Genomic DNA, 19864 nt, shown 5'->3' with positions numbered 1-19864 from the left:
GCAGGAAAACTGGCGCGCGCAGGGCATTCAGCCCTATCCCGCATTTCTCGCCACCGCCAAGGCTGCCAGCGCCGCCGGGCTGCAACTCTTCATCCACGCCAACGGCGATGCCGCAATGGACGACGTGATCAACGCCGTCGACACGCTGAAGCTGCCCGCCGGTCACCGCACCATCGTCATCCACAGCCAGGTGCAACGCCCCGATCAACTGCCGCGCTACGCCGCGATGGGCATCACACCGAGCTATTTCACCAACCACACCTATTTCTGGGGCGACGTCCACCGCGGCAACTTCGGCGAAGAGCGCGCGGCCCATATTTCCCCGATCCGCAGCGCCATGGCACTCGGCCTGAATGCCAGCAACCACAGCGATTTTATCGTCACGCCGCTCGATCCGATGTTCATCCTGTGGACCAGCATGGCCCGCACCACCCGCAGCGGATTTGTGTTGGGGTCGGCCGAACGCCTGAACGCCTGGGCCGGCCTGAAAGCACTGACCATCAACCCGGCTTGGGCCTATCGCGAGGAAGGGCGGCGCGGCAGCATCGAGGTGGGCAAGCTGGCCGACTTCACTCTGCTCAGCGCCAACCCACTGACGACGCCGGTGGCGCGCATCCGGGGCATCAAGGTGCTGGGGACGATGAAGGAAGGGCGATTTGTGTGGGAGACGGTGAAGTAGGGAGGCCCCAGTCTCTTACGTCATCTCTTCCGGATCGAAATTGATCTCCACACTGCCCCACAGATCATACAACTCCGCCGGCAGCTTCAATGGCTGGCAGCGCAGCACGGCGCGGCGGGCGGTTTCGGCGAAGGCGCGGGCGTATTCGGCGTTGGCGGCGGTCATGCCGGTGGGGGTGCCGGCTTGCGGCATGCCGATCACGCGGCCATCGCGGCTGTAGCTCACGGTCACGACCACGGTCATGCGGCGCACGTCGCGGCCGCCCACGGGTGGATTCCAGCAGGGGGCGACCTGGGCGCGGATAGCCTGGGCAAGCGTGGCGGCAGCGCGCGGATCAACGGTGGCGCGCGCCGGGGCGCTGGCGTTGAGTTCCTTGGCGAGTTTCGAGGTGTCGAGCGGTTTCTTGGCCGCTTTGGGCAGCGCCTTGTCGATCAGGTTGGCCAATGTGGACGTGTCGAGCGGGGAAGGCGGAGCCTTGGTGGGCGTTGCGGCCTTGGGCTTGGGTGGTGTTGGTTTGGTCGGTTCAGGCGGCGGCACGGCGTCGGCCTTCACCGGTTCCGGTTCTGGCGCGGTTTCAGCTTCGGGGGCAGCGACGGCGGTTTCTTGCGGTGCGGCCTCCATCGACGGCTTGGGCGGTTCCGGCGTGCGCGGCGCGTCGGATATGTCGACGATTTCCACCGGCACCACATCAGTGGGCGCGGCCAGCATCTTCTGGCTGTTCTGCCAGGCAAGGCTCAATGCGGCCAGCAGCACCAGGTGCGCGGTGGCGGCGCCGGCAATGCTGAGGCGTTCGGCGCGCGTCATTGTGGGTTTTTGGCTTGCCCGTCGGTAACCAGCGCCACTTTCTTGAAGCCAGCGCCGTTTACCTCGCCGACCACCTGCATCACCCGGCCATAATCGAGCCCGCGATCGGCACGCACATAAACGCGCGCTTCATCGCTGCGGGCCTCACGCAGGGCGGCGAGCTTGGCGGGCAGGGCGGCGGGCGCGATGGGCATGCGATCAACGAACAGCTCGCCGGCGGCATTCAGGCTGATCTGGATTGGCGACTGGTCCTGCGGCAGGCTTTGCGCCTTGGCGTCGGGCAGGTCGACCGGCACGCCGGCAACCAGCAGCGGCGCTGTCACCATGAAGATGATCAGCAGCACCAGCATCACGTCCACCAGCGGCGTGACGTTGATCTCCGCCATGGGCTGGCGGCCTCTTCCCCGGCCCCGCCTGCCTGATTGCGCTCCCATGCCCATTACTGGCTGTCCATGCCATCAAGCTGGCGTGAGAGAAGGTTGAGATATTCCTCCGAGAAAGCGTTCAGGCGCGCCTCAAGGCGGTTCACGCGGTGGAGGAGCCGGTTGTAACCGATCACGGCGGGGATGGCCGCGAACAGGCCGATGGCGGTGGCAAACAACGCCTCCGCGATGCCGGGGGCGACGACGGCCAGCGAGGTGTTCTGGCTGGCGGCGATGCTGGCAAAGCTGCGCATGATGCCCCACACCGTGCCGAACAGCCCGACGAACGGCGCGACCGATCCGATGGTGGCCAGCGCGTTCAACCGGTCTGACAATTCATCGATGTCGCGGCCGATGGCGACATTGATGGCGCTGGCCAGGCGCCCCCGCAGGCCTTCGCGATCGATGCTGCGGCCGGTCTTGGCCGAAAGGCTGCGCCGCCATTCGTTCATGCCGGCCAGGAAGGCGCGGGCAGACGGGTGATCGGCGCGCGAGGCGGGTTCGTAGAGGCTGTCGAGATCCTTGGCCTTCCAGAACCAGTCTTCAAATTTGGCGGCCTCGCCGTTGAGGCGCGAAAGGCGGCGCGAGCGTTCGAGAATGATCGCCCAGCTCCACACACTGGCCAGCAGCAGCCCGAACATCACCGCCTTCACGACGATATCGGCCTGCATGAACAGGGCGAACGGCGACAGTTCGGCCGCGGTTTTGATCGCGATATCGGCTTGCATCATGGTTCCTGTGCCTGAAGTTCATTGAACCGCGCCATCCAGTCGCGCGGTTGCCGGCGGGGGCGGCCGGCGGGATCGAGGAAGGCAGCGACAAGTGTCGCGTCCAGCAGCGGCTCACCGGCGCGGGTGATGCGCTGAGCGATAGCGCAGGCTGCGGCGCGGGCGCTGATGAGGCGGGTCTCGATGGTCAGCACATCGTCCAGCTTTGCCGGGCGCAGCCACTTGATCTGCATTTCGGTCAACGCATAGGCGCCTTCGCCGGCCTTCACTGCCGCACCATGATCAATGCCCGCCACGCGCAGGAATTCGGTGCGGCCGCGTTCCATGAAGTGTAGATATTTGGCGTGATACATGATGCCGGCGGTATCCGTGTCTTCGAAATAGACCCGGGCTGACAGCCGATGGATGCCGCCATCGATCGCGCCGGAAGGGGGAAGGGGGGACATGGCTTCAGATAGGGGCTTGGGCTGCGAACACGCAATGAAAAAGGGCGCCAGCAGCAGTGCCACTGGCGCCCTTTCGGCAATCTGAATGGAGATCAGTCCTTGGCGGGACGCGCGTCGCGCTTTTCGACGATGCGAGCGGACTTGCCGCTGCGGCCACGCAAATAATAAAGCTTGGCGCGGCGCACGACACCACGGCGGACGACTTCGATGGCTTCTATGCTGGGGCTGTACAGCGGGAACACGCGTTCCACGCCTTCGCCGAACGAGATCTTGCGCACGGTGAACGACGAGTTGATGCCACGGTTCGAACGGGCGATGCACACGCCTTCGTAGTTCTGCACGCGGGTGCGTTCGCCTTCAACAACGCGCACGCCCACGCGCAGCGTGTCGCCGGCGCGGAACTGCGGGATGCTGCGCTTTTCGGTCAGCTTGGCAATCTGCTCGGCTTCGAGCTGCTGGATGAGATTCATCTCATTCCTCTTTCTTCTGTTGTCGCGCGCCAGAGGGCGGTTGGACCCGATCATCCCCATGATGATCCCACAGATCCGGCCGCCTTGACCGTGTGTCCATATTGGACCGCGCGCGCCGCCATTTGGCGATGCGTGCGTGATCCCCCGATCGCAACTCTTCGGGGATCGAAAGGCCTTCCCATTCGGGAGGCCTTGTATAGTGCGGGTGTTCGAGCAGGCCGCTTTCGTGGCTTTCCTCGATCCCACTGGAAGCCGCGCCCATTACACCGGGCAGCAGCCGCACGCAAGCATCCATCACCACCATCGCGGCAACCTCGCCGCCGGACAGTACATAGTCGCCAATCGACACTTCCTCGATGGCCCTACGTTGAAAGATGCGTTCGTCAAAACCCTCGAAACGGCCGCACAGGATGATGGCGCCGGGGCCGTCTGCCATTTGGCGCACGCGGGCCTGCGTAAGGGGCTTCCCGCGCGGCGTCATCGCCAGCACCGGCCGGCCGTCGGCCACGGCATCGATGGCGGCGCTGAGCACGTCCACTTTCAGCACCATGCCGGGGCCGCCGCCGGCCGGGGTGTCATCCACCGTGCGGTGCTTGTCCATCGCGAAATCGCGGATGTTGACGGCGTTGCAAGCCCAGGTGCCTTGTGCGAGCGCCCGGCCTGCAAGGCTTTGGTCCAGGTGGCCGGGGAACATCTCGGGGTAGAGCGTCAGAATTGTCGCCCGCCAGCTCATGCGAGCCCAGTCACGCTAACCACGCGCGGTCAACAATCAGCCGGTCCGCCTCCTCGCGCACCACCTCGGCGACGAAAGGCACCATCACCGTGCCGCCGCTCGCCAGCGCGATGTCGAGGATGTCGGAGGCGCCGAAATTCTCGATGGATTTCACGGTGCCAACGGTCGCGCCGGTTTCGTCCACCACGCTGCGGCCAAGATAATCGGCGACATAATATTCGCCCTCGTCCAGCGCCGGCAGGGCGGTGCGGGCAATGGTGAGGGTGAGGCCACGCAGCGATTCCGCGACATTGCGATCGGTCACGCCCTCGAAACGGGCAATGGCGGTGCCGGGTTTGTCGGCACGGATGGCCGCCAAAACCAAGGCCCGCCCGCCCGCATCGAAGCGGGCGTGACGGGCCAGGGATTGAGCGTCGTCGGTGAACAGCTTCAGCCGCACCTCGCCGCGGATGCCATGGGCGCCGGCAATGGCGGCCAGCACGATCTGATCGGCCGCCATTGCACGCGTGCCTTAAGCCGCCGTTTCGTCGTCGGCAGCAGCTTCGGCGGCCGGCGTTTCTTCGGCGGCCACTTCTTCAGCAGCAGCTTCAACCGGAGCTTCTTCAGCCGGGGCTTCTTCGACGGCCGGAGCAGCAGCAGCTTCGGCAGCAGCAGCTTCGGCAGCGGCAGCTTCAGCAGCGGCAGCGGCTTCAGCAGCTTCGGCTTCAGCAGCAGCGGCGACTTCGACGGCTTCAGCAGCCTTCTGGGCGGCCATTTCGACGCGTTCCTTGGCCTTGGCGCCCGGTTCGCCCTTGTTCGGGTTGTTCTTGGCAGCGCGGGGGCGCAGGCCAGCGGCATCCAGGAAACGGGCAACACGATCGGTCGGCTGCGCACCAACGCTCAGCCAATAGGCCGCGCGCTCGGTGTCCAGCTTGATGCGCTCGGGCGAATCCTTGGGCAGCAGCGGGTTGTAGGTGCCCAGCTTTTCCAGGAACTTGCCATCACGCGGGCTGCGGTTGTCCGACACGACGATGCGATAGAACGGACGCTTCTTCATGCCGCCGCGGGCAAGACGAATAGAGGTAGCCATTTTGATCTTTCCTTCAGTAATTTTCGTTGATTAGAGTTATTTTCTGCCAAACTTGTTGAAGCCGGGCGACAGGCTGCCCATGCCGGGGCGGCCGAACATGCGGCCAACTGCCCCCAAATCGATCGCACCGCCGGGGCCTTCACCGCCGGCGCCGCCTTCCGGCCCGGGCATGCCACCGCCCATGCCAGCCAGCATCTTCATCATGCCCTTCATGCCGCCCATCTTCTTCAGGCGCTTCATGACATTGGCCATTTCCTGGTGCATCTTTAACACCTTGTTGACATCCTGCACGGTGGTGCCGGAACCATTGGCGATACGGATCTTGCGCTTGGCGGTGAGAATTTCCGGCTTGGTGCGTTCCTTCATTGTCATCGACAGGATGATCGCTTCCATGCGGTCCAGCATCTTGGGATTGACCGCGCCGCTGTCCATCGCCTTCTTGGCGGCGCCCATGCCCGGCATCATCGCTGCCAGGCCCGAAAGCCCGCCCATTTTCTTCATCTGCGCCAGTTGCTGGCGCAGATCGTCCATGTCGAACTGGCCCTTGGCCAGCTTCTCCGCCATTTTCTCGGCCTGATCGGCTTCGAAATTGGCGGCGGCCTTTTCCACCAGGCCAACAATGTCGCCCATGCCCAGGATGCGGCCAGCAACCCGGCGGGCGTCGAACAATTCCAGCGCGTCGAGCTTTTCGCCGACACCGGCAAAGCGGATCGGCGCGCCGGTCACGCTGCGCATCGACAGCGCCGCGCCGCCACGGGCATCGCCATCCATGCGGGTGAGGATCACCCCGGTCAGCGCCACGCGTTCCTTGAAGGCAGCCGCGACATTCACCGCGTCCTGACCGGTCAGGCTGTCCACCACCAACAGGATTTCGTCGGGCGTGGTGGCGGTAGCGATAGCGGCCATTTCGGCCATCAGCGCTTCATCAACACCGAGGCGGCCGGCGGTATCGAGCACCACCACGTCAAAGCCCTGCAGCTTCGCGGACTGGCGGGCGCGCTCGGCAATCTGCACCGGCGTCTGGCCGGCAATGATCGGCAGGGTGGCGATGCCGGTCTGTTCACCCAGCACACGCAACTGTTCCTGGGCGGCCGGACGGGCGACGTCCAGGCTGGCCATCATCACCTTCTTGCGTTCACGGGTCGAAAGCCAGCTTGCCAGCTTGGCGCTGCTTGTCGTCTTGCCGGAGCCCTGCAGGCCAACCATCATGACAACGGCGGGCGGCGTAACGGCAATCTTCAGCGGGATTGGTTCTTCTTCGCCGCCGAGCAATTCCACCAGGCAATCGTTGACGATCTTGACGACCTGCTGGCCCGGCGTGACCGATTTGATGACTTCGGCGCCGATGGCACGCTGGGTGGCGTTCTCAATGAAATCCTTGACGACCGGCAGGGCGACATCGGCTTCCAGCAGCGCCACGCGCACTTCGCGCATGGCGGCACGTACGTCGATCTCGGTCAGCGCGCCACGACCGCGCAACCGCTCGAAAATGCCGCCCAACCGCTCGGAAAGACTGTCAAACAAAGCCCAGAGGCCCTTCTCAAAAATCGCTCTGCTTCCAAATGAAAACGCGCCGGCGGGCGAAAACTCGCTGGCCAGCGTGCATCCTCGGACGCATGGCCCCTCCCGGAAGCCGCCGCCTCCTTAAGCGCATGGGGCAGGGCGGTCAAGCACCGTGGGTACGACGGGGTTTGTCACGGGCAACAGGTCGCTATTCAGGCTTGTGATATTATGTTACTTCTTTACGGTCACATATTGAAATCAGTAAAACATAACCAACAGTTACATACGCATTCCGGTTGGCCGTTCCGGTGGGCGCGCCGCATCCTGGGGCCGCAGCTTCCACCCGCTTTGCAGGCTGAACTTACCCGCGATCTGGGGAATTATTTCTGGTCTTTTGCGTTTGCCGGGCCGGTGGCCGCCGTGCTGGCGATTGCCGCCGCACTGGCGGTGAAAAGCCTGCCGGCCCTGTTCTTTTCCGGGTTGGCCCTGGCCGGCTTTGCCTTTGTGATCTTTGCCTGCCATGCCGTGCGCACGCCCGATCTCGAGGTTGACCTGGAGTAGGTGGAGGCCCGCTATCTCTTGGGCACCATCATCATTGCTGTCGGGCTGGGTGGCATCGTTGCTTCCGTTCTTGGGCAGAATTCGCCGTTCTTTGCGCAGGCGTTGGCCGTTATGGTCGCGTTGGCAACACTGGGGGCCGCCAACGGAGCCGGGCCGGGACGTCCGCTGATTGCGCTGGTGCAGTTCCCGGCCATCAGTCTGCCCATTGGCATTGCGCTCATCCGTTTCTGGCCGGCGCCCTGGGGTGTCGGCGCCGGCGCCGGGGTGCTGGTGTTCGGGCTATTGTGCGTGTCGATGGCCCGCAATGGTTATGCCGCCCACACCGAACTGCTGCTGGCACGCGAAGCGCAGGCGGCGGAGCGGCAACGGCTGGACACCGCCGTCCAGACACTCAGCCAGGCCATCACCATCCTGGATGCCGACACGCGGGTGGTGGCCATGAACAGCAGCGCGATGGCGCTGCTGGGGGTGAAGCCGCTCGATCCGGCAAATCCCCCCACGTTCGCCGAATTGCTGGCCGATGCGCCCAACCTGCAGACCGCGGCCACCAACCGCGCCGAATTCCTCGGCCATGCCACGATGCTGGTGAACCTGCGCCAGCCGTTCAATGCCGCCCTGCACCTGAACGACAATCGCGTGGTCGATCTGGAATGCCAGCCGGTTCCCGGCGGGGGCTGGGTAACGGTGATGCGCGACAGCACCGGCGAGCACAATGCCATTGCCGAACTGAACCGCGAGATCAGTCGCTGCCAGGTTACCGGCCTGCCCAACCGACGCGCCTTAATGGAAGAACTGGATCAGCGCCTTCTTAAAGGCAGCAACTTTGCCTTGATGATCGTCGATCTGGATGGCTTCAAGCAGGTCAACGATCGTTATGGGCATGCCATGGGCGACCGCGTTATCACACGGGTCGGGTTCCGGCTGCGCACTGCTGATCCCGGCTTGTTTGCCAGCCGCATGGGCGGTGATGAGTTCGCAATCCTGGCCGAATCTGATGATGTCGAAGGCGCACTGGCGTTGGCCCGCGTACTGATCGATGCGGTGGATCAGCCAGCACGGTTCGGTGATGCCGAAATTCAGGTGGGGGCCGCCGTTGGCGTGGCGATGAGCCCCGACAACGGACAAATAGGCGAAGACCTGTTGCGCGCTGCCGATCTGGCGCTGCTGTCGGCCAAGGGCCATCCCGGCAGCCACATCTGCCTGTTCACGCCGGATTTGAAGCTGCTTTCGGCGCGCAATGCCGGGGTGGAATCGCGCGTGCGATCGGCACTGCGTGCTTGCAATATCGATGTTGCCTATCAACCGCTGGTCGATATTGAAACCGGCACGGTGGTGGCGCTGGAAGCGCTGGCGCGCTGGCAGCCCGATGGCGGTGAGCCGGTGGCGCCCGCCGAAATGGCCCGCATTGCCGAAGCTCGCGGCCTGATTGGCACGCTGCGCCGCCTGGTGCTGGAGCAGGCAGCCGCCGTGGTGGCCGGACTGCCGGGACCGATGAATCTGTGGATCAATGCGTCTGTGCACGATCTGCGCCAGCCCGGCATGGTGGATGAAGTGCTGGCGGAACTGCAGGTCATCGGCCTGCCGCCACATCGCCTGGCGCTGGAAGTCACCGAAACCGCGCTGATGACCGATGAAGACGCCTGCCGCAGCAATATCGAACGGTTGATCAAGCTGGGCGTGGGTGTGGCCATGGACGATTTCGGCGCCGGCTTCTCGTCGCTCGATCGCCTGCGCCGGTTGCCGATCAACGCGCTGAAAATCTCTGGATCGCTGCTTTCGGGTGCGCCAGGCCAGGCCATGGCCGCCGATATCTTTCGTGTCGCTGCAAGCCTCGGCCATTCGATGGACCTGATGCTGGTTGCCGAAGGGGTGGAAAGCCGCGAGGAGCTGGAGCTGGCCCGTGCCGCCGGCATTCACCGCGTGCAGGGCTTTGCGCTGTCCCCACCGGTGCCAGCCAGCCAGATCCCGGAAGCCATTGCGAGCGCTGAAGCGGCAGCCAACACCGGGTTGCAGTTGCGCGCAGCGAGCTGAATCAGTCCTCGGCGCCGGCCAGCGCGCGGGCGAACTCGCCGGCATCGAAGGGTTGCAGATCGTCCATCCCTTCACCAACCCCGATCGCGTGGATGGGCAGGCGGTATTTCTCCGCTGCGGCCACAAGCATACCGCCACGGGCTGACCCATCCAGCTTGGTCATCACCAGGCCGGTGACGCCCGCCACCTGACGGAACACCTCGATCTGGCTGAGTGCGTTCTGGCCGGTGGTGGCATCCAGCACCAGCAGCACATCGTGCGGCGCCGAAGGATCGAGCTTGCCAATCACCCGCTTCATCTTGGCCAGCTCGTCCATCAGGCCAGCCTTGTTCTGCAGCCGGCCGGCGGTATCGATGATCAGCACATCGATGCCCTCGTCCATAGCGCGCTTGACGGCATCAAACGCCAGGCCTGCCGCATCGCCACCCTGTTCGCCCGAAATGATCGGCACGCCCACTCGGTCGGCCCAGATCTTTAATTGGGCGATGGCGGCTGCGCGGAAGGTGTCGCCCGCGGCCAGCATCACTGATTTGCCATCGGCCTTGAACAAGCGGGCCAGCTTGGCAATCGTCGTCGTCTTGCCGCTGCCATTGACGCCCACCACCAGCACCACCTGTGGCTGGCGCGTGATGGCCAGCGGCAGGGCGACCGGCGCCAGCACCTTCTCCACTTCCTCGGCCACCACCGTGCGGATGCCGGCTTCATCAATGCCCTTGGCAAACTTCTGATCCGCAAGCCGTTCGCGGATGCGGCCCGCAACGGCAGGCCCAAGATCGGCAGAAACAAGCGCTTCCTCGATCTCGTCGAGCCGCTCATCATCCAGTGGCAACGTGGCGGTGGCGAGGCCGGTGATATTATCCGCCAGGCGCTTGGTCGATTTCGCCAACCCTTGCGTCAGCTTCCCCAGCCAGCTCATGCGAAACGCTCCAGATCAACATCGCCGGTGTAGGCGATCACCGCTGCCCCAGCGAGCAGCAGATGGCCATCGTCGCGCCGCGTCACGGTCAGATCACCGCCGGGCAGGGAGACGCGCACCTGGGCATCCACAAGCCCGCGCCGCTGCGCCGCCGCCACGGCCGCCACCGCGCCGGTGCCACACGCCAGGGTCGCGCCGGCACCACGTTCCCACACGCGTAGGATCATGTGATCACGGGCTGTAACCTGCACGATGCCGACATTCACCCGTTCGGGAAACACCGGATCATGTTCGACGGTGGGGCCGATCTGTTCCAGCGCCACGGCCGCCGCATCGGGCACAAAGAACACCACGTGGGGATTGCCCACCGACAGCGCTGCCGGATGGTCCAGATGGTCCCAGGCCAGCGGCAGGTTGGCGGTGTCCATCGGATAAGCAACCGGCACCGCATCCCAGTCCCAGCGCGGCGCACCCATGTCCACCTCGGCACCGCCCGCATGTGCGTTGCTGTCCAGCAGGCCGCCCGCGGTTTCGATGCGGTGCTGCCCGCCCAGCAAGGTCGCTGCCGCCCGGCTGCCGTTGCCACAGGCGGCCACTTCGCCGCCGTCGCTGTTCCAGAAGCGCAGCCGCACATCAGCTGTGGCGCTGGGTTCAATCAGGATCAACTGATCGAAACCGATGCCGGTGTGGCGATTGGCCAGCGCCCGCACCTGCGCAGCGCTCAGCACAATCGGCTGTTCGCGTGCATCAAGCACGAGGAAATCATTCCCCAGCCCGTGCATCTTGATGAAGTGCGTCATGCACCCGGCGTTAGCCGTTCAGGGCGGCATCCGGCAAGTCATACTCACCGCGGATGACGGTGCGAGCCTTGCCGGAAAGGATGACGGCATCGCCCTCCACCCGACATCCAAGCCGACCGCCGCGCACACTGGCCTGCGCCGCGCTGAACTGCGGCCGGCCAAAACGGGCAGCCCACAGCGGCGCGATCACGGCATGGGCGCTGCCGGTTACCGGGTCTTCATCCACGCCGCACGCCGGCACGAACACGCGGGACAGCACGTCGGAATCTTCCCCCGGCGCGGTGGCAATCAGCATCAGGTCTACGCCCGGCGCCAGCGCCAGAATCGCTGCAAAATCAGGCTGCAAGCTGCGGACTTCATCCGGAGAATCGAACACCGCCACCAGATAATCGTGGCCACGTGCCCACACCTCCACCGGCAAGGTGCCCAGCGCGGCGGAGACGGCGGATTCTTCTGCCTGCGTCACCGGACGGTTAGCGGGCAAGGCCGGCAGGCGCATCGCCAAGCCATCGCCATCGCGGGCCACGGTCAACAGACCAGCCTGGCGGGTAAGGAATCGCGCCAGCGGCAGATCAGGCAGCGCATCAAGCACGACATGCCCGCTGGCCAGCGTGGCGTGGCCACACAGCGCGACCTCCAGTTTGGGCGCAAACCAGCGCAGTTCGAAATCGGCCTCGGCGCCGTCGTGCGCTACAAGGAACGCGGTTTCAGACAGGTTGTTGTCGGCCGCGATGCCCTGAAGCACACTATCCGGCAGCCAACGTTCGAGAAACATCACCGCCGCCGGATTGCCGGTGAAGGCACCATCGGCAAAGGCATCAATTTGCGTGAACGGCAGGCGCATCAGGGATAGACCAGCCCGAAGTGCCAGCCATCAGCCTTGCGCCAGAACACTTCGCGTTCGTGCCAGCGGCCATCGCGCGCCTGCCAAAATTCAATGCGTTCCGGCACCACGCGCCACCCGCTCCAGCGCGGCGGGCGTGGCACGTCGGCCGGGAAGCGCGCGGCCATTTCGGTGAGGCGGGCTTCGAACGTGGCGCGATCGGGCAAAGGCCGGCTCTGCAAGCTGGCCCAGGCACCCAACTGCGATTCCCGCGGCCGTGTGGCGAAATAGGCGTCGGCCTCCGCATCGCTCACCAATTCGGCGCGGCCGCCGATGCGCACCTGGCGCTGCAGGGATTTCCAGTGGAAATTCAGATGCGTCTGCGGGTTGGCTGCCAGTTCGCTGCCCTTCTGGCTGTCGAGATTGGTGTAGAACACAAACCCGCGTTCATCCCACGCCTTCAGCAGCACGACGCGCAAAGATGGCGCTGCATCCGGCGTTGCCGTCGCGACCGCCATTGCATTGGGATCATTGGGCTCTGCCGCTTCGGCAGCGGCCAGCCATTCGCCGAAACGGGCAAACGGGGCAGGGTGGGGCATCAGGCTCATGGCCGGTGGTTAGCCGCCCCGTTGCCCCCTGTCACCTGTGGTTATGCCGCGCACTTGATGCAGCGTGTTGCCGTGGGCAGGGCGGCCAGGCGGGCAGGGACGTGGTCTCTGCACCCGTTTGTTATTTGAGCCGATATTGGGCCGGTGGCGGACAGTCCAGTTCGGGCCGCCAAAGCGGTGAGAGCAGACGCTTCAGCGAGTGACAGTGATAGGCTGCAGCGCATATGACGGCACAATGTACAAGACGGCAAGAATGTTCTGTGCCCCGATCGGGCGGCTTTTCTGGGCCATTCCGATCACCCTGTGTCTGTCGATGCAGCTGATCGCGCCTGCGTTTGCACAAGCTATTCGTCGAGACCTTTTGCAGACAGAGGTCGCGTCCGACCCGAGGCCCATGGCCCTGTTCGTGACGGGCCAAGGGGTTGCATCGGCGTACGCCGTGTCAACAGCCGGGAAAAGCGGTAAAGCGGGCAATAAACCCCTTGGACCCGACACGCCAGTGCGCGTTGCCAGCAACACGAAAACGTTCGTGGCCGCGACGGTCTTGCGCCTGTGGGAGCAGGGTCGCATCGATCTCGACGCCGCGATTGGGCCGCTTTTGACGCCCAGGCTTGATGCGCTGATGCGGAGCGGCGGCTATGACACCGCCCGGATCACGGTGCGGCAGCTGCTCAGTCACAGTGCCGGGATCTATGACCACGCACAGGACGAGCGGTACCTGTCATTGGTGTTCTCGCAGCCGGGCAAGCGCTGGAGCCGCGAGGATCAGGTTAGCCTTGCGGTCAAGTGGGGCAAGCCGCTGGACCCGCCTGGCACAGCCTTCCACTATTCCGACACGGGCTACATCCTTGTGGGCGACATCGTCGAGCGGATCACGGGCCAGTCCCTCGGCAAGGCGGTCCGCACCCAACTGCGGCTGGATCGCCTGAAGCTGCGGTCGACCTGGTGGGAGATACTGGAAGACAAGCCCCGCCGGGCGCCGGCGAGGGCGCGCCAGTTCATCGGCAACACGGAGGTCACGGACCTCGACGCCAGTGTCGACCTCCATGGCGGGGGCGGCCTGGTGATGTCGGCCAAAGATCTCGCGAAACTGATGGCAGCGCTGTTCGAGGGGGGCTGTTCGAGCGTCCCGGAACCTTGCAGGAGATGCTGTGGCAGGGCCCACACAAGGGAGCCGATGGTTACCGCCTTGGCGTCTTCGTCAAACATGCCGACGGTCGTGATTACTATTGGCACAGCGGATACTGGGGCACCGTCGCCTATTATGCACCTGCCGCCCGGATTGCGGTCGCCGGCGTCACCACCAACCAAGACGCCTATCGCAGGTTGGTAATTGCCGTGCAGAAGGCGGCCGGTGTCACTGCACCCTGACTGACGCATATCGTTTGCCGCTGCAGAGTAGGTGCCGACGCCAACCATCGACGCGAAGGGCAGCTTTTCGACGAATGTTGGCAGCGCGCCAACGTCCGGGATGAGGGCGCAAAGCTGCCGTTTATCGCCCTCCGAAAAACAAACGGGTACAGGGACTGCGTCCCTGCCCGCCGGAGGCCCCTCTGCCTTCCTCAGCCCTTCGCCTCGCGCGCCCGCTTCGCCGGGGCGGGGGCATCTTCCGCCTCTGCCGCCGTCAGGACCTGTCGATGGCGATCGCTTCAGCTGGAACCAATGAACCCGGTTTCAGTTCTGTCGGATCTTTCGCGTCATTTGTTGCCTGACACGATTTCTATGAAATCGGCGGCTGCCTGATCGGGCACATCGGCCAGTGTCATGGCGGCGAGGGTGAAGGGGGCGATGCCCGGCACTTCATAGGATATGAGGCCGCCTTCCGTGCAGGCCTTCAGCGCGCCGGAGCGGGGTGCCATTGTCACGATCAAGCCGTGCCGCGCCAGGTCGACACAGGCTTTCTGGCTCGACAGGCGAAAGCGCGGAAAGCCGGAACGTTGCAGGGCTTCGCGGCGATCGGGTGCCAGATTGGCAGCAAAGCCAGGGTCAAAGCCGGCGATGGCCCAGTCATGCTGGAGCAGCGCGTCTGCATCGCGGTTGGTTGCCGCGGGGTGGGTGGGCCCGCACAGAAGATGATAGGGTTCTTCGATCACCGGTTGAATTTTGAGATCGCGCCGGCCGGTGAAGGCCGCGAGCGAACCCGAATGATAGAGCAGAAGTTGCGCGCGGCGTTGTTGCAGCCGTTGGACGGCCATATCGGGCGGCAGATATTCCACCTCTACCCCGATGCCCTTGTGGTTGTGAGCGAAGGCGGACAGGGCGGCGGGGATGAAGCTTTCAAGGATGGCCGGGCCGCACACGATCGACAGGCGGCGCCCGGCGGCCAGCACGCGGGCCTTGCTTTCTTCGGCATGGGTCAGCAGTTCGGGCGCCAGTTCGATCAGGCGCCGGCCGGCTGCGGTTGGCACCACGGATCGGGTTGTGCGTTCGAACAGGCGGACACCCCACAGTTCTTCGAGCGTCCGGATGCTCTTGGTCATCGCTGAATGGGTGACGCCAACTTCGTCCGCCGCGGCGGAAAAGCTGCCGAGGCGGGCGACGGCTTCAAACCGGCGGATCAGGACGAGATCGAGCGACATGTTCCATTATCTACATAATGGGGCAGAATAACTCAATTGTTGTCCACAACCGGACCACCTAACCAAGATGCGTGCTTTGGGGGGAGAGTTAGATGACCGCGATGGAGTTCGTGCGTTCCAACATCGTCCAGTTTTCCGCGCTGGCGTTTCTGGCGATGATTGCGGTTGAACAGATCGCCATCCGGCTGTTCCACCGCAAGGGCAAGACCCCGCTGAAGGACAGCGGGGTGAGCATTGCGATGGGCTTTTTGAGCGAGCCGGCCAATGCGGCCACCGCGTTCATCACCCTGGGCGCGCTGGCGGCGGTGGAACCCTTCCAGATCGCCACCATCCCGGTAACCTGGGCGACCTTCCTGCTGTGTTTCGTGCTGGATGATCTGCGTTTTTATGTGCACCACCGGATTGCCCACCGGGTGCGCTGGGTGTGGGCGATGCATGTCGTCCACCATTCCAGCCAGAATTATAATCTGCCGATTGCCTTGCGCCAATCATGGACCAAGCATTTCACCGGCACGATGATGCTCAAGATCCCGCTGGTGCTGGTTGGCTTCGATCCGATCATGGTCACGTTTTGCGGAGTGCTGAATGCGACGTATCAATTCTTCCTGCACACCGAAACGATCGACAGGACGCCGCGCTGGTATGAAGCGATCTTCAACACGCCATCGCACCACCGCGTGCACCACGGCACCAACCCGCGCTATCTCGATGCGAATTATGCCGGCACGCTGATCATCTGGGACAGGTTGTTCGGCACATTCGAGGCCGAGCGCGCCGATGATCCGCCCGTCTATGGCCTGGTCAAGCAGCTGGACACGCTCAACCCGGTGACTGTGCTGACGCACGAATATGTTGGCATTGCCCGTGACGCCAGCCAGCGTGATCTGCGCTGGTGGCAGCGGCTGGCCTATGTGTTTGCGCCGCCGGGCTGGAGCCATGATGGATCGCGCGAGACGACCCAATCCATCCGGGCCGCGGCGGGCTTTGCCCCGGACGCCCGCCGCCGGGCGGGCAGCAGCGCGGTGCCCGCCGAATGAGTGCGCTGCTGCCTCAGCATTTCGCCGTGACCGAAGCGGTGGTGGTGGCGGCCGGCGCATTTGCCATGGCCCGAACGGCGCGGATCAACGCCTGGTGGGCAGTGGGGATCGCGCCCTTCATGCTCGCGGCCCTGGTGGGCACCATCAGGATCAGCGCTGGCCTGGCCGGCGACTTCGAGTTGGTTCACCAGTTCCTGTCGCGGGCCGGCGCGGTGTTTGGGCTCGGCTGCATGGTCGCCGTGATGGCCGGCCGAGCCCGCTGGTTGGCGCCGGTTCTGGGCGGAGCGGCGGGCATATTGGCCGTGCTCATCCCCGGCGCAATGGTGCCGACCTTTTTGGTGCTCAACTTGGTGGGATCATGGCTGGCGTATCGTGCCGCCGACAAACAGGCGCGGCTGGTTGCCGCCAGTTTCACCGTGCTTCTGATCGGGCGGCTTGCGACGGATCCGCTGCGCGCGGCACATCCGGCGTTGGCCTGGCATCTGTTCCACCTGGCGGTCGCCCTGTGGCTGTTGCTGCTGGCCATTTTTGTCATTCCGCGGCTGCGGGCGCGCTGACGCTTCAGGCCTTCGCTTTGCGCGCGCGCTTCACAGGCGCGGCGGTTTCTTCCTCCACTGCGCGCGGGGATGCTGCGAGCAGCGGCGCCAGATATTTCCCGGTCCAGCTGGCCTCGCACGCGGCCACTGTTTCGGGCGTGCCGGCCACCACGATCTGGCCGCCCTTGTCGCCGCCGTCGGGGCCGAGATCGATGATGTGGTCGGCGGTTTTGATCACGTCGAGATTATGTTCGATGACGACGACGCTGTTGCCTTGTTCCACCAGGGCGTGGAGGACTTCGAGGAGTTTGCGGACGTCTTCGAAGTGGAGGCCGGTGGTGGGTTCATCAAGGATGTAGAGCGTGTTGCCGGTGGCGCGGCGGGAGAGTTCCTTGGCAAGTTTGACGCGTTGGGCTTCGCCTCCGGACAGAGTGGTGGCCTGCTGGCCGATCTTGACGTAGCCGAGACCGACTTCGAGCAGCATGGCGAGTTTTTCGCGGATCGGGGGCACGGCCTTGAAGAACTCCACGCCGTCCTCGATCGTCATGTCCAGCACGTCGGCGATGGATTTGCCCTTGAATTTCACATCCAGCGTTTCGCGGTTGTAGCGGTGGCCGTGGCAGACGTCGCAGGTGACATAGACATCGGGCAGAAAGTGCATTTCGATCTTGATCAGGCCGTCGCCCGAGCAGGCTTCGCAGCGGCCGCCCTTGACGTTGAAGCTGAAGCGGCCGGGTTTGTAGCCGCGGGCGAGCGATTCCGGCAGGCCGGCGAACCAATCGCGGATGTTGGTGAAGCAGCCGGTGTAAGTCGCGGGGTTGGAGCGCGGTGTGCGGCCGATGGGGGATTGATCGATGTCGATCACCTTGTCGAGGTGGTTCAGCCCATCGAGGCCATCGTGCGGGGCGGCGAGCAGCCGGGCGCCGTTCAGTTCGCGGGCGGCGGCGTTGTAGAGTGTATCGATGGTGAAGGTGGATTTGCCGCTGCCCGACACGCCGGTGATGCAGGTGAAGGTGCCGAGCGGGATGCTGGCGGTGACGCCCTGCAGATTGTTGCCGCGGGCGTTCTTGACGGTGATTTTTTTGCCCGATCCCTTGCGGCGCTTGGCCGGCACGGGGATGGACCGGCGGCCTGACAGATAGGCGCCGGTGATGCTGGTGGGGCTGTCCAGGATATCCTGCAGGCTGCCGGCCGCGACGACTTCGCCGCCGTGGACGCCGGCGCCAGGGCCCATATCGACCACATAATCGGCGAGACGGATGGCGTCTTCATCATGTTCCACCACCAGCACGGTGTTGCCCAGATCGCGCAGGCGTTTCAGCGTGGTGAGCAGGCGATCATTGTCGCGCTGGTGCAGGCCGATGGACGGTTCATCGAGCACATAGAGCACGCCGGACAGGCCGGAGCCGATCTGCGAGGCGAGGCGGATGCGCTGGGACTCGCCGCCCGAGAGCGTGCCGGATTTGCGATCGAGGTTGAGATAATCGAGGCCGACATTGTCGAGGAAGCCGAGGCGTTCGGTGATTTCCTTCAGTATGCGATCACCGATGGCGCGCTGTTTCGGCGTGAGATGATCGGCGACGCCGCGCGCCCAGCGAAGCGCCTGGCCGACGGGGCGACGGACGGCGGTGGAGATGGTTTCGCCGGCGATCTTGACGGAGAGCGCTTCGGGGCGGAGGCGATCGCCGTGGCAGACTTCGCAAGGGGAGGGGGACTGGTAGCGTTCCAGCTCCTCGCGGATCATGGTGCTTTCGGTGTTGAGGCGCTTTTCGAGGTTGCGGACGACGCCTTCGAAGGTTTTGACAACCTCATAGGCCTTGCGGCCGTCTTCGAAACGCAGCGGGATGGCGCGGCTGCCGGTGCCATAGAGCACGGCGCGGGCGGCTTCATCCGACAGATCGGACCATTTGCTCTTCAGGGTGAAGCCATAGGCGCGGCCGACGCTGGCCAGCACCTGCAGATAATAGGGCGAGGGCGGGTTGGATTTGGCCCACGGCGCGACGGCGCCCTTTTCCAGCGTGAGCGCGTGGTTGGGGACAATGAGATCGGGATCGAAATGTTGTTTTTCGCCAAGACCATCGCAGGTCGGGCAGGCGCCTTGCGGGGCGTTGAAGGAGAACAGCCGCGGTTCAATCTCGGAAATGGTGAAGCCGGAGACCGGGCAGGCGAATTTTTCGGAGAAAAGGATGCGGCGTTCAGCTTCGGGCGCATCGGCCGGCGCGTCTGCCAGTTCAACGAAGGCGAGGCCTTCGGCCAGTTTCAATGCGGTTTCGAAGCTTTCGGCGAGGCGGGATTCCAGGCCCTCCTTCACCGCCAACCGGTCCACCACCACATCGATGTCGTGCTTGTATTTCTTGTCGAGCGCCGGGGCTTCCTCGATGGCGTAGAATTCGCCGTCGATCTTCACGCGGGTGAAGCCGTCTTTCTGCAGCTGCGCCAGTTCCTTGCGATACTCGCCCTTGCGGCCGCGCACGATCGGAGCGAGCAAATAGAGGCGGGTGTTTTCCGGCAGCGCCATGACGCGATCAACCATCTGGCTGACAGTTTGCGCCGTGATCGGCAGGCCGGTGGTGGGCGAATAGGGGACGCCGACCCGCGCCCACAGCAGGCGCATGTAATCATAGATTTCGGTGACGGTGGCGACGGTGGAGCGCGGGTTCTTGCTCGTCGTCTTCTGCTCGATGCTGATCGCCGGGGACAGGCCCTCGATATGGTCAACGTCCGGCTTGGACATCATCTCCAGGAACTGGCGGGCGTAGGCGGAAAGCGACTCCACATAGCGTCGCTGGCCTTCGGCATAGATGGTATCAAAGGCGAGGCTGGACTTGCCGGAACCGGACAGGCCGGTGATCACGGTGAGCGCGTTTTTGGGCAGATCGACATCGACGCCCTTGAGATTATGCTCCCGCGCGCCGCGCACCTGGATATGGTTCAGCATGAGCCCGTATGTTCCACATTTGTTCAGGCCGTACAAGCCGGCTTAATCCGGGGTTACGAGGCGCAGACGGTGAGGGCAAGGGCGGCGCTGTCGCGGGGGGTATTCACCGTGAAACGCGGCAGAGCCACCCCCGATCAAGCCGGGGGTGGCCGTGCCATGCGAAGCTCTACCAGAGGTTGAT

Annotated in this window: 21 protein-coding genes; 6 read left to right on the top strand and 15 right to left on the bottom strand. The window is 64.4% G+C overall.

Annotation, left to right across the window (positions count from 1 at the left end):
- Window positions 1-679 (top strand): amidohydrolase family protein (locus tag Q7O19_RS03795; RefSeq protein ID WP_303808748.1); only part of this gene is annotated, 679 nt, incomplete at its 5' end.
- Between the two features lie 15 nt (window positions 680-694).
- On the opposite strand, the gene Q7O19_RS03790 is transcribed toward Q7O19_RS03795, so the two are convergent.
- The 9 genes from Q7O19_RS03790 to ffh form a co-directional block, all read right to left on the bottom strand.
- A complete protein-coding gene (locus Q7O19_RS03790) occupies window positions 695-1483 on the bottom strand; it encodes a hypothetical protein (RefSeq protein ID WP_303808747.1) in 789 nt (262 codons plus the stop codon).
- Window positions 1480-1869 carry a protein TolR gene (gene tolR, locus Q7O19_RS03785; protein ID WP_303808746.1) on the bottom strand — a complete coding sequence of 130 codons (390 nt, stop codon included), beginning with the start codon at window positions 1867-1869 and terminating at the stop codon, window positions 1480-1482. Before tolR ends, Q7O19_RS03790 begins: the two co-directional genes overlap by 4 nt.
- 53 nt (window positions 1870-1922) lie before the next feature.
- Window positions 1923-2636, bottom strand: a complete 714-nt coding sequence (tolQ, locus tag Q7O19_RS03780; RefSeq protein ID WP_303808745.1) for a protein TolQ — start codon at window positions 2634-2636, stop codon at window positions 1923-1925.
- On the bottom strand, window positions 2633-3079 hold the full coding sequence (locus tag Q7O19_RS03775; protein ID WP_303808744.1) for a YbgC/FadM family acyl-CoA thioesterase: 447 nt from the start codon (window positions 3077-3079) through the stop codon (window positions 2633-2635). Before Q7O19_RS03775 ends, tolQ begins: the two co-directional genes overlap by 4 nt.
- A 92-nt stretch (window positions 3080-3171) precedes the next feature.
- Complete coding sequence (gene rplS / locus Q7O19_RS03770; RefSeq protein WP_022678898.1) at window positions 3172-3549, bottom strand: 50S ribosomal protein L19; 378 nt, start codon at window positions 3547-3549, stop codon at window positions 3172-3174.
- A 1-nt stretch (window position 3550) separates the two neighbouring features.
- Window positions 3551-4282, bottom strand: coding sequence for a tRNA (guanosine(37)-N1)-methyltransferase TrmD (gene trmD, locus Q7O19_RS03765; RefSeq protein WP_303808743.1), 732 nt, complete (start codon window positions 4280-4282; stop codon window positions 3551-3553).
- Window positions 4283-4292: 10 nt separating this feature from the next.
- Window positions 4293-4781: a ribosome maturation factor RimM gene (rimM, locus tag Q7O19_RS03760; RefSeq protein WP_303808742.1), complete on the bottom strand. Its 489-nt coding sequence runs from the start codon at window positions 4779-4781 to the stop codon at window positions 4293-4295.
- A gap of 12 nt (window positions 4782-4793) precedes the next feature.
- Window positions 4794-5351: a 30S ribosomal protein S16 gene (gene rpsP, locus Q7O19_RS03755; RefSeq protein WP_303808741.1), complete on the bottom strand. Its 558-nt coding sequence runs from the start codon at window positions 5349-5351 to the stop codon at window positions 4794-4796.
- Between the two features lie 36 nt (window positions 5352-5387).
- Window positions 5388-6875 carry a signal recognition particle protein gene (gene ffh, locus Q7O19_RS03750; RefSeq protein ID WP_303808740.1) on the bottom strand — a complete coding sequence of 496 codons (1488 nt, stop codon included), beginning with the start codon at window positions 6873-6875 and terminating at the stop codon, window positions 5388-5390.
- Window positions 6876-7202: 327 nt separating this feature from the next.
- Between ffh and Q7O19_RS03745 the strand changes: the two genes are divergently transcribed.
- Both Q7O19_RS03745 and Q7O19_RS03740 read left to right on the top strand, forming a co-directional pair.
- Window positions 7203-7415: a hypothetical protein gene (locus Q7O19_RS03745; protein WP_303808739.1), complete on the top strand. Its 213-nt coding sequence runs from the start codon at window positions 7203-7205 to the stop codon at window positions 7413-7415.
- On the top strand, window positions 7416-9446 hold the full coding sequence (locus Q7O19_RS03740) for a bifunctional diguanylate cyclase/phosphodiesterase (protein WP_303808738.1): 2031 nt from the start codon (window positions 7416-7418) through the stop codon (window positions 9444-9446). It abuts the gene before it with no gap.
- 1 nt (window position 9447) lies between these two features.
- Here the strand turns inward: Q7O19_RS03740 and ftsY are convergent, their stop codons facing one another.
- Genes ftsY through pdxH form a run of 4 tightly spaced genes read right to left on the bottom strand, consistent with a single transcriptional unit; the run spans window position 9448 to window position 12593 of the window.
- On the bottom strand, window positions 9448-10362 hold the full coding sequence (ftsY, locus tag Q7O19_RS03735; RefSeq protein WP_303808737.1) for a signal recognition particle-docking protein FtsY: 915 nt from the start codon (window positions 10360-10362) through the stop codon (window positions 9448-9450).
- A complete protein-coding gene (gene dapF, locus Q7O19_RS03730; protein ID WP_303808736.1) occupies window positions 10359-11162 on the bottom strand; it encodes a diaminopimelate epimerase in 804 nt (267 codons plus the stop codon). Before dapF ends, ftsY begins: the two co-directional genes overlap by 4 nt.
- A gap of 10 nt (window positions 11163-11172) precedes the next feature.
- Window positions 11173-12009, bottom strand: a complete 837-nt coding sequence (locus Q7O19_RS03725) for a PhzF family phenazine biosynthesis protein (RefSeq protein ID WP_303808753.1) — start codon at window positions 12007-12009, stop codon at window positions 11173-11175.
- Window positions 12006-12593 (bottom strand): pyridoxamine 5'-phosphate oxidase, encoded by a 588-nt coding sequence (gene pdxH, locus Q7O19_RS03720; RefSeq protein WP_303808735.1) that lies wholly within the window; start codon window positions 12591-12593, stop codon window positions 12006-12008. Before pdxH ends, Q7O19_RS03725 begins: the two co-directional genes overlap by 4 nt.
- Before the next feature lie 235 nt (window positions 12594-12828).
- Here pdxH and Q7O19_RS03715 point away from each other — a divergent pair, with 235 nt between their 5' ends.
- Window positions 12829-13926, top strand: coding sequence for a serine hydrolase (locus Q7O19_RS03715; protein ID WP_303808734.1), 1098 nt, complete (start codon window positions 12829-12831; stop codon window positions 13924-13926).
- A gap of 364 nt (window positions 13927-14290) precedes the next feature.
- On the opposite strand, the gene Q7O19_RS03710 is transcribed toward Q7O19_RS03715, so the two are convergent.
- Entirely contained in the window at window positions 14291-15172 is an 882-nt protein-coding gene (locus Q7O19_RS03710; RefSeq protein WP_303808733.1) for a LysR family transcriptional regulator, read from the bottom strand.
- Window positions 15173-15264: 92 nt separating this feature from the next.
- Between Q7O19_RS03710 and Q7O19_RS03705 the strand changes: the two genes are divergently transcribed.
- Together Q7O19_RS03705 and Q7O19_RS03700 are read left to right on the top strand one after the other, a co-directional pair.
- Complete coding sequence (locus Q7O19_RS03705) at window positions 15265-16209, top strand: sterol desaturase family protein (RefSeq protein WP_303808732.1); 945 nt, start codon at window positions 15265-15267, stop codon at window positions 16207-16209.
- On the top strand, window positions 16206-16766 hold the full coding sequence (locus tag Q7O19_RS03700; protein ID WP_303808731.1) for a hypothetical protein: 561 nt from the start codon (window positions 16206-16208) through the stop codon (window positions 16764-16766). The genes Q7O19_RS03705 and Q7O19_RS03700 overlap by 4 nt, the downstream gene beginning before the upstream one ends.
- Window positions 16767-16770: 4 nt before the next feature.
- On the opposite strand, the gene uvrA is transcribed toward Q7O19_RS03700, so the two are convergent.
- Window positions 16771-19683 carry an excinuclease ABC subunit UvrA gene (uvrA, locus tag Q7O19_RS03695; RefSeq protein WP_303808730.1) on the bottom strand — a complete coding sequence of 971 codons (2913 nt, stop codon included), beginning with the start codon at window positions 19681-19683 and terminating at the stop codon, window positions 16771-16773.
- Window positions 19684-19864 lie beyond the last annotated feature (181 nt).

The sequence above is a fragment of the Sandarakinorhabdus limnophila DSM 17366 genome (genome assembly GCF_945882885.1).
GTDB lineage: Bacteria > Pseudomonadota > Alphaproteobacteria > Sphingomonadales > Sphingomonadaceae > Sandarakinorhabdus > Sandarakinorhabdus limnophila_A.
Note: the sequence above shows the minus strand (reverse complement) of the source record. Positions and strands in the feature narration are given on the sequence as shown.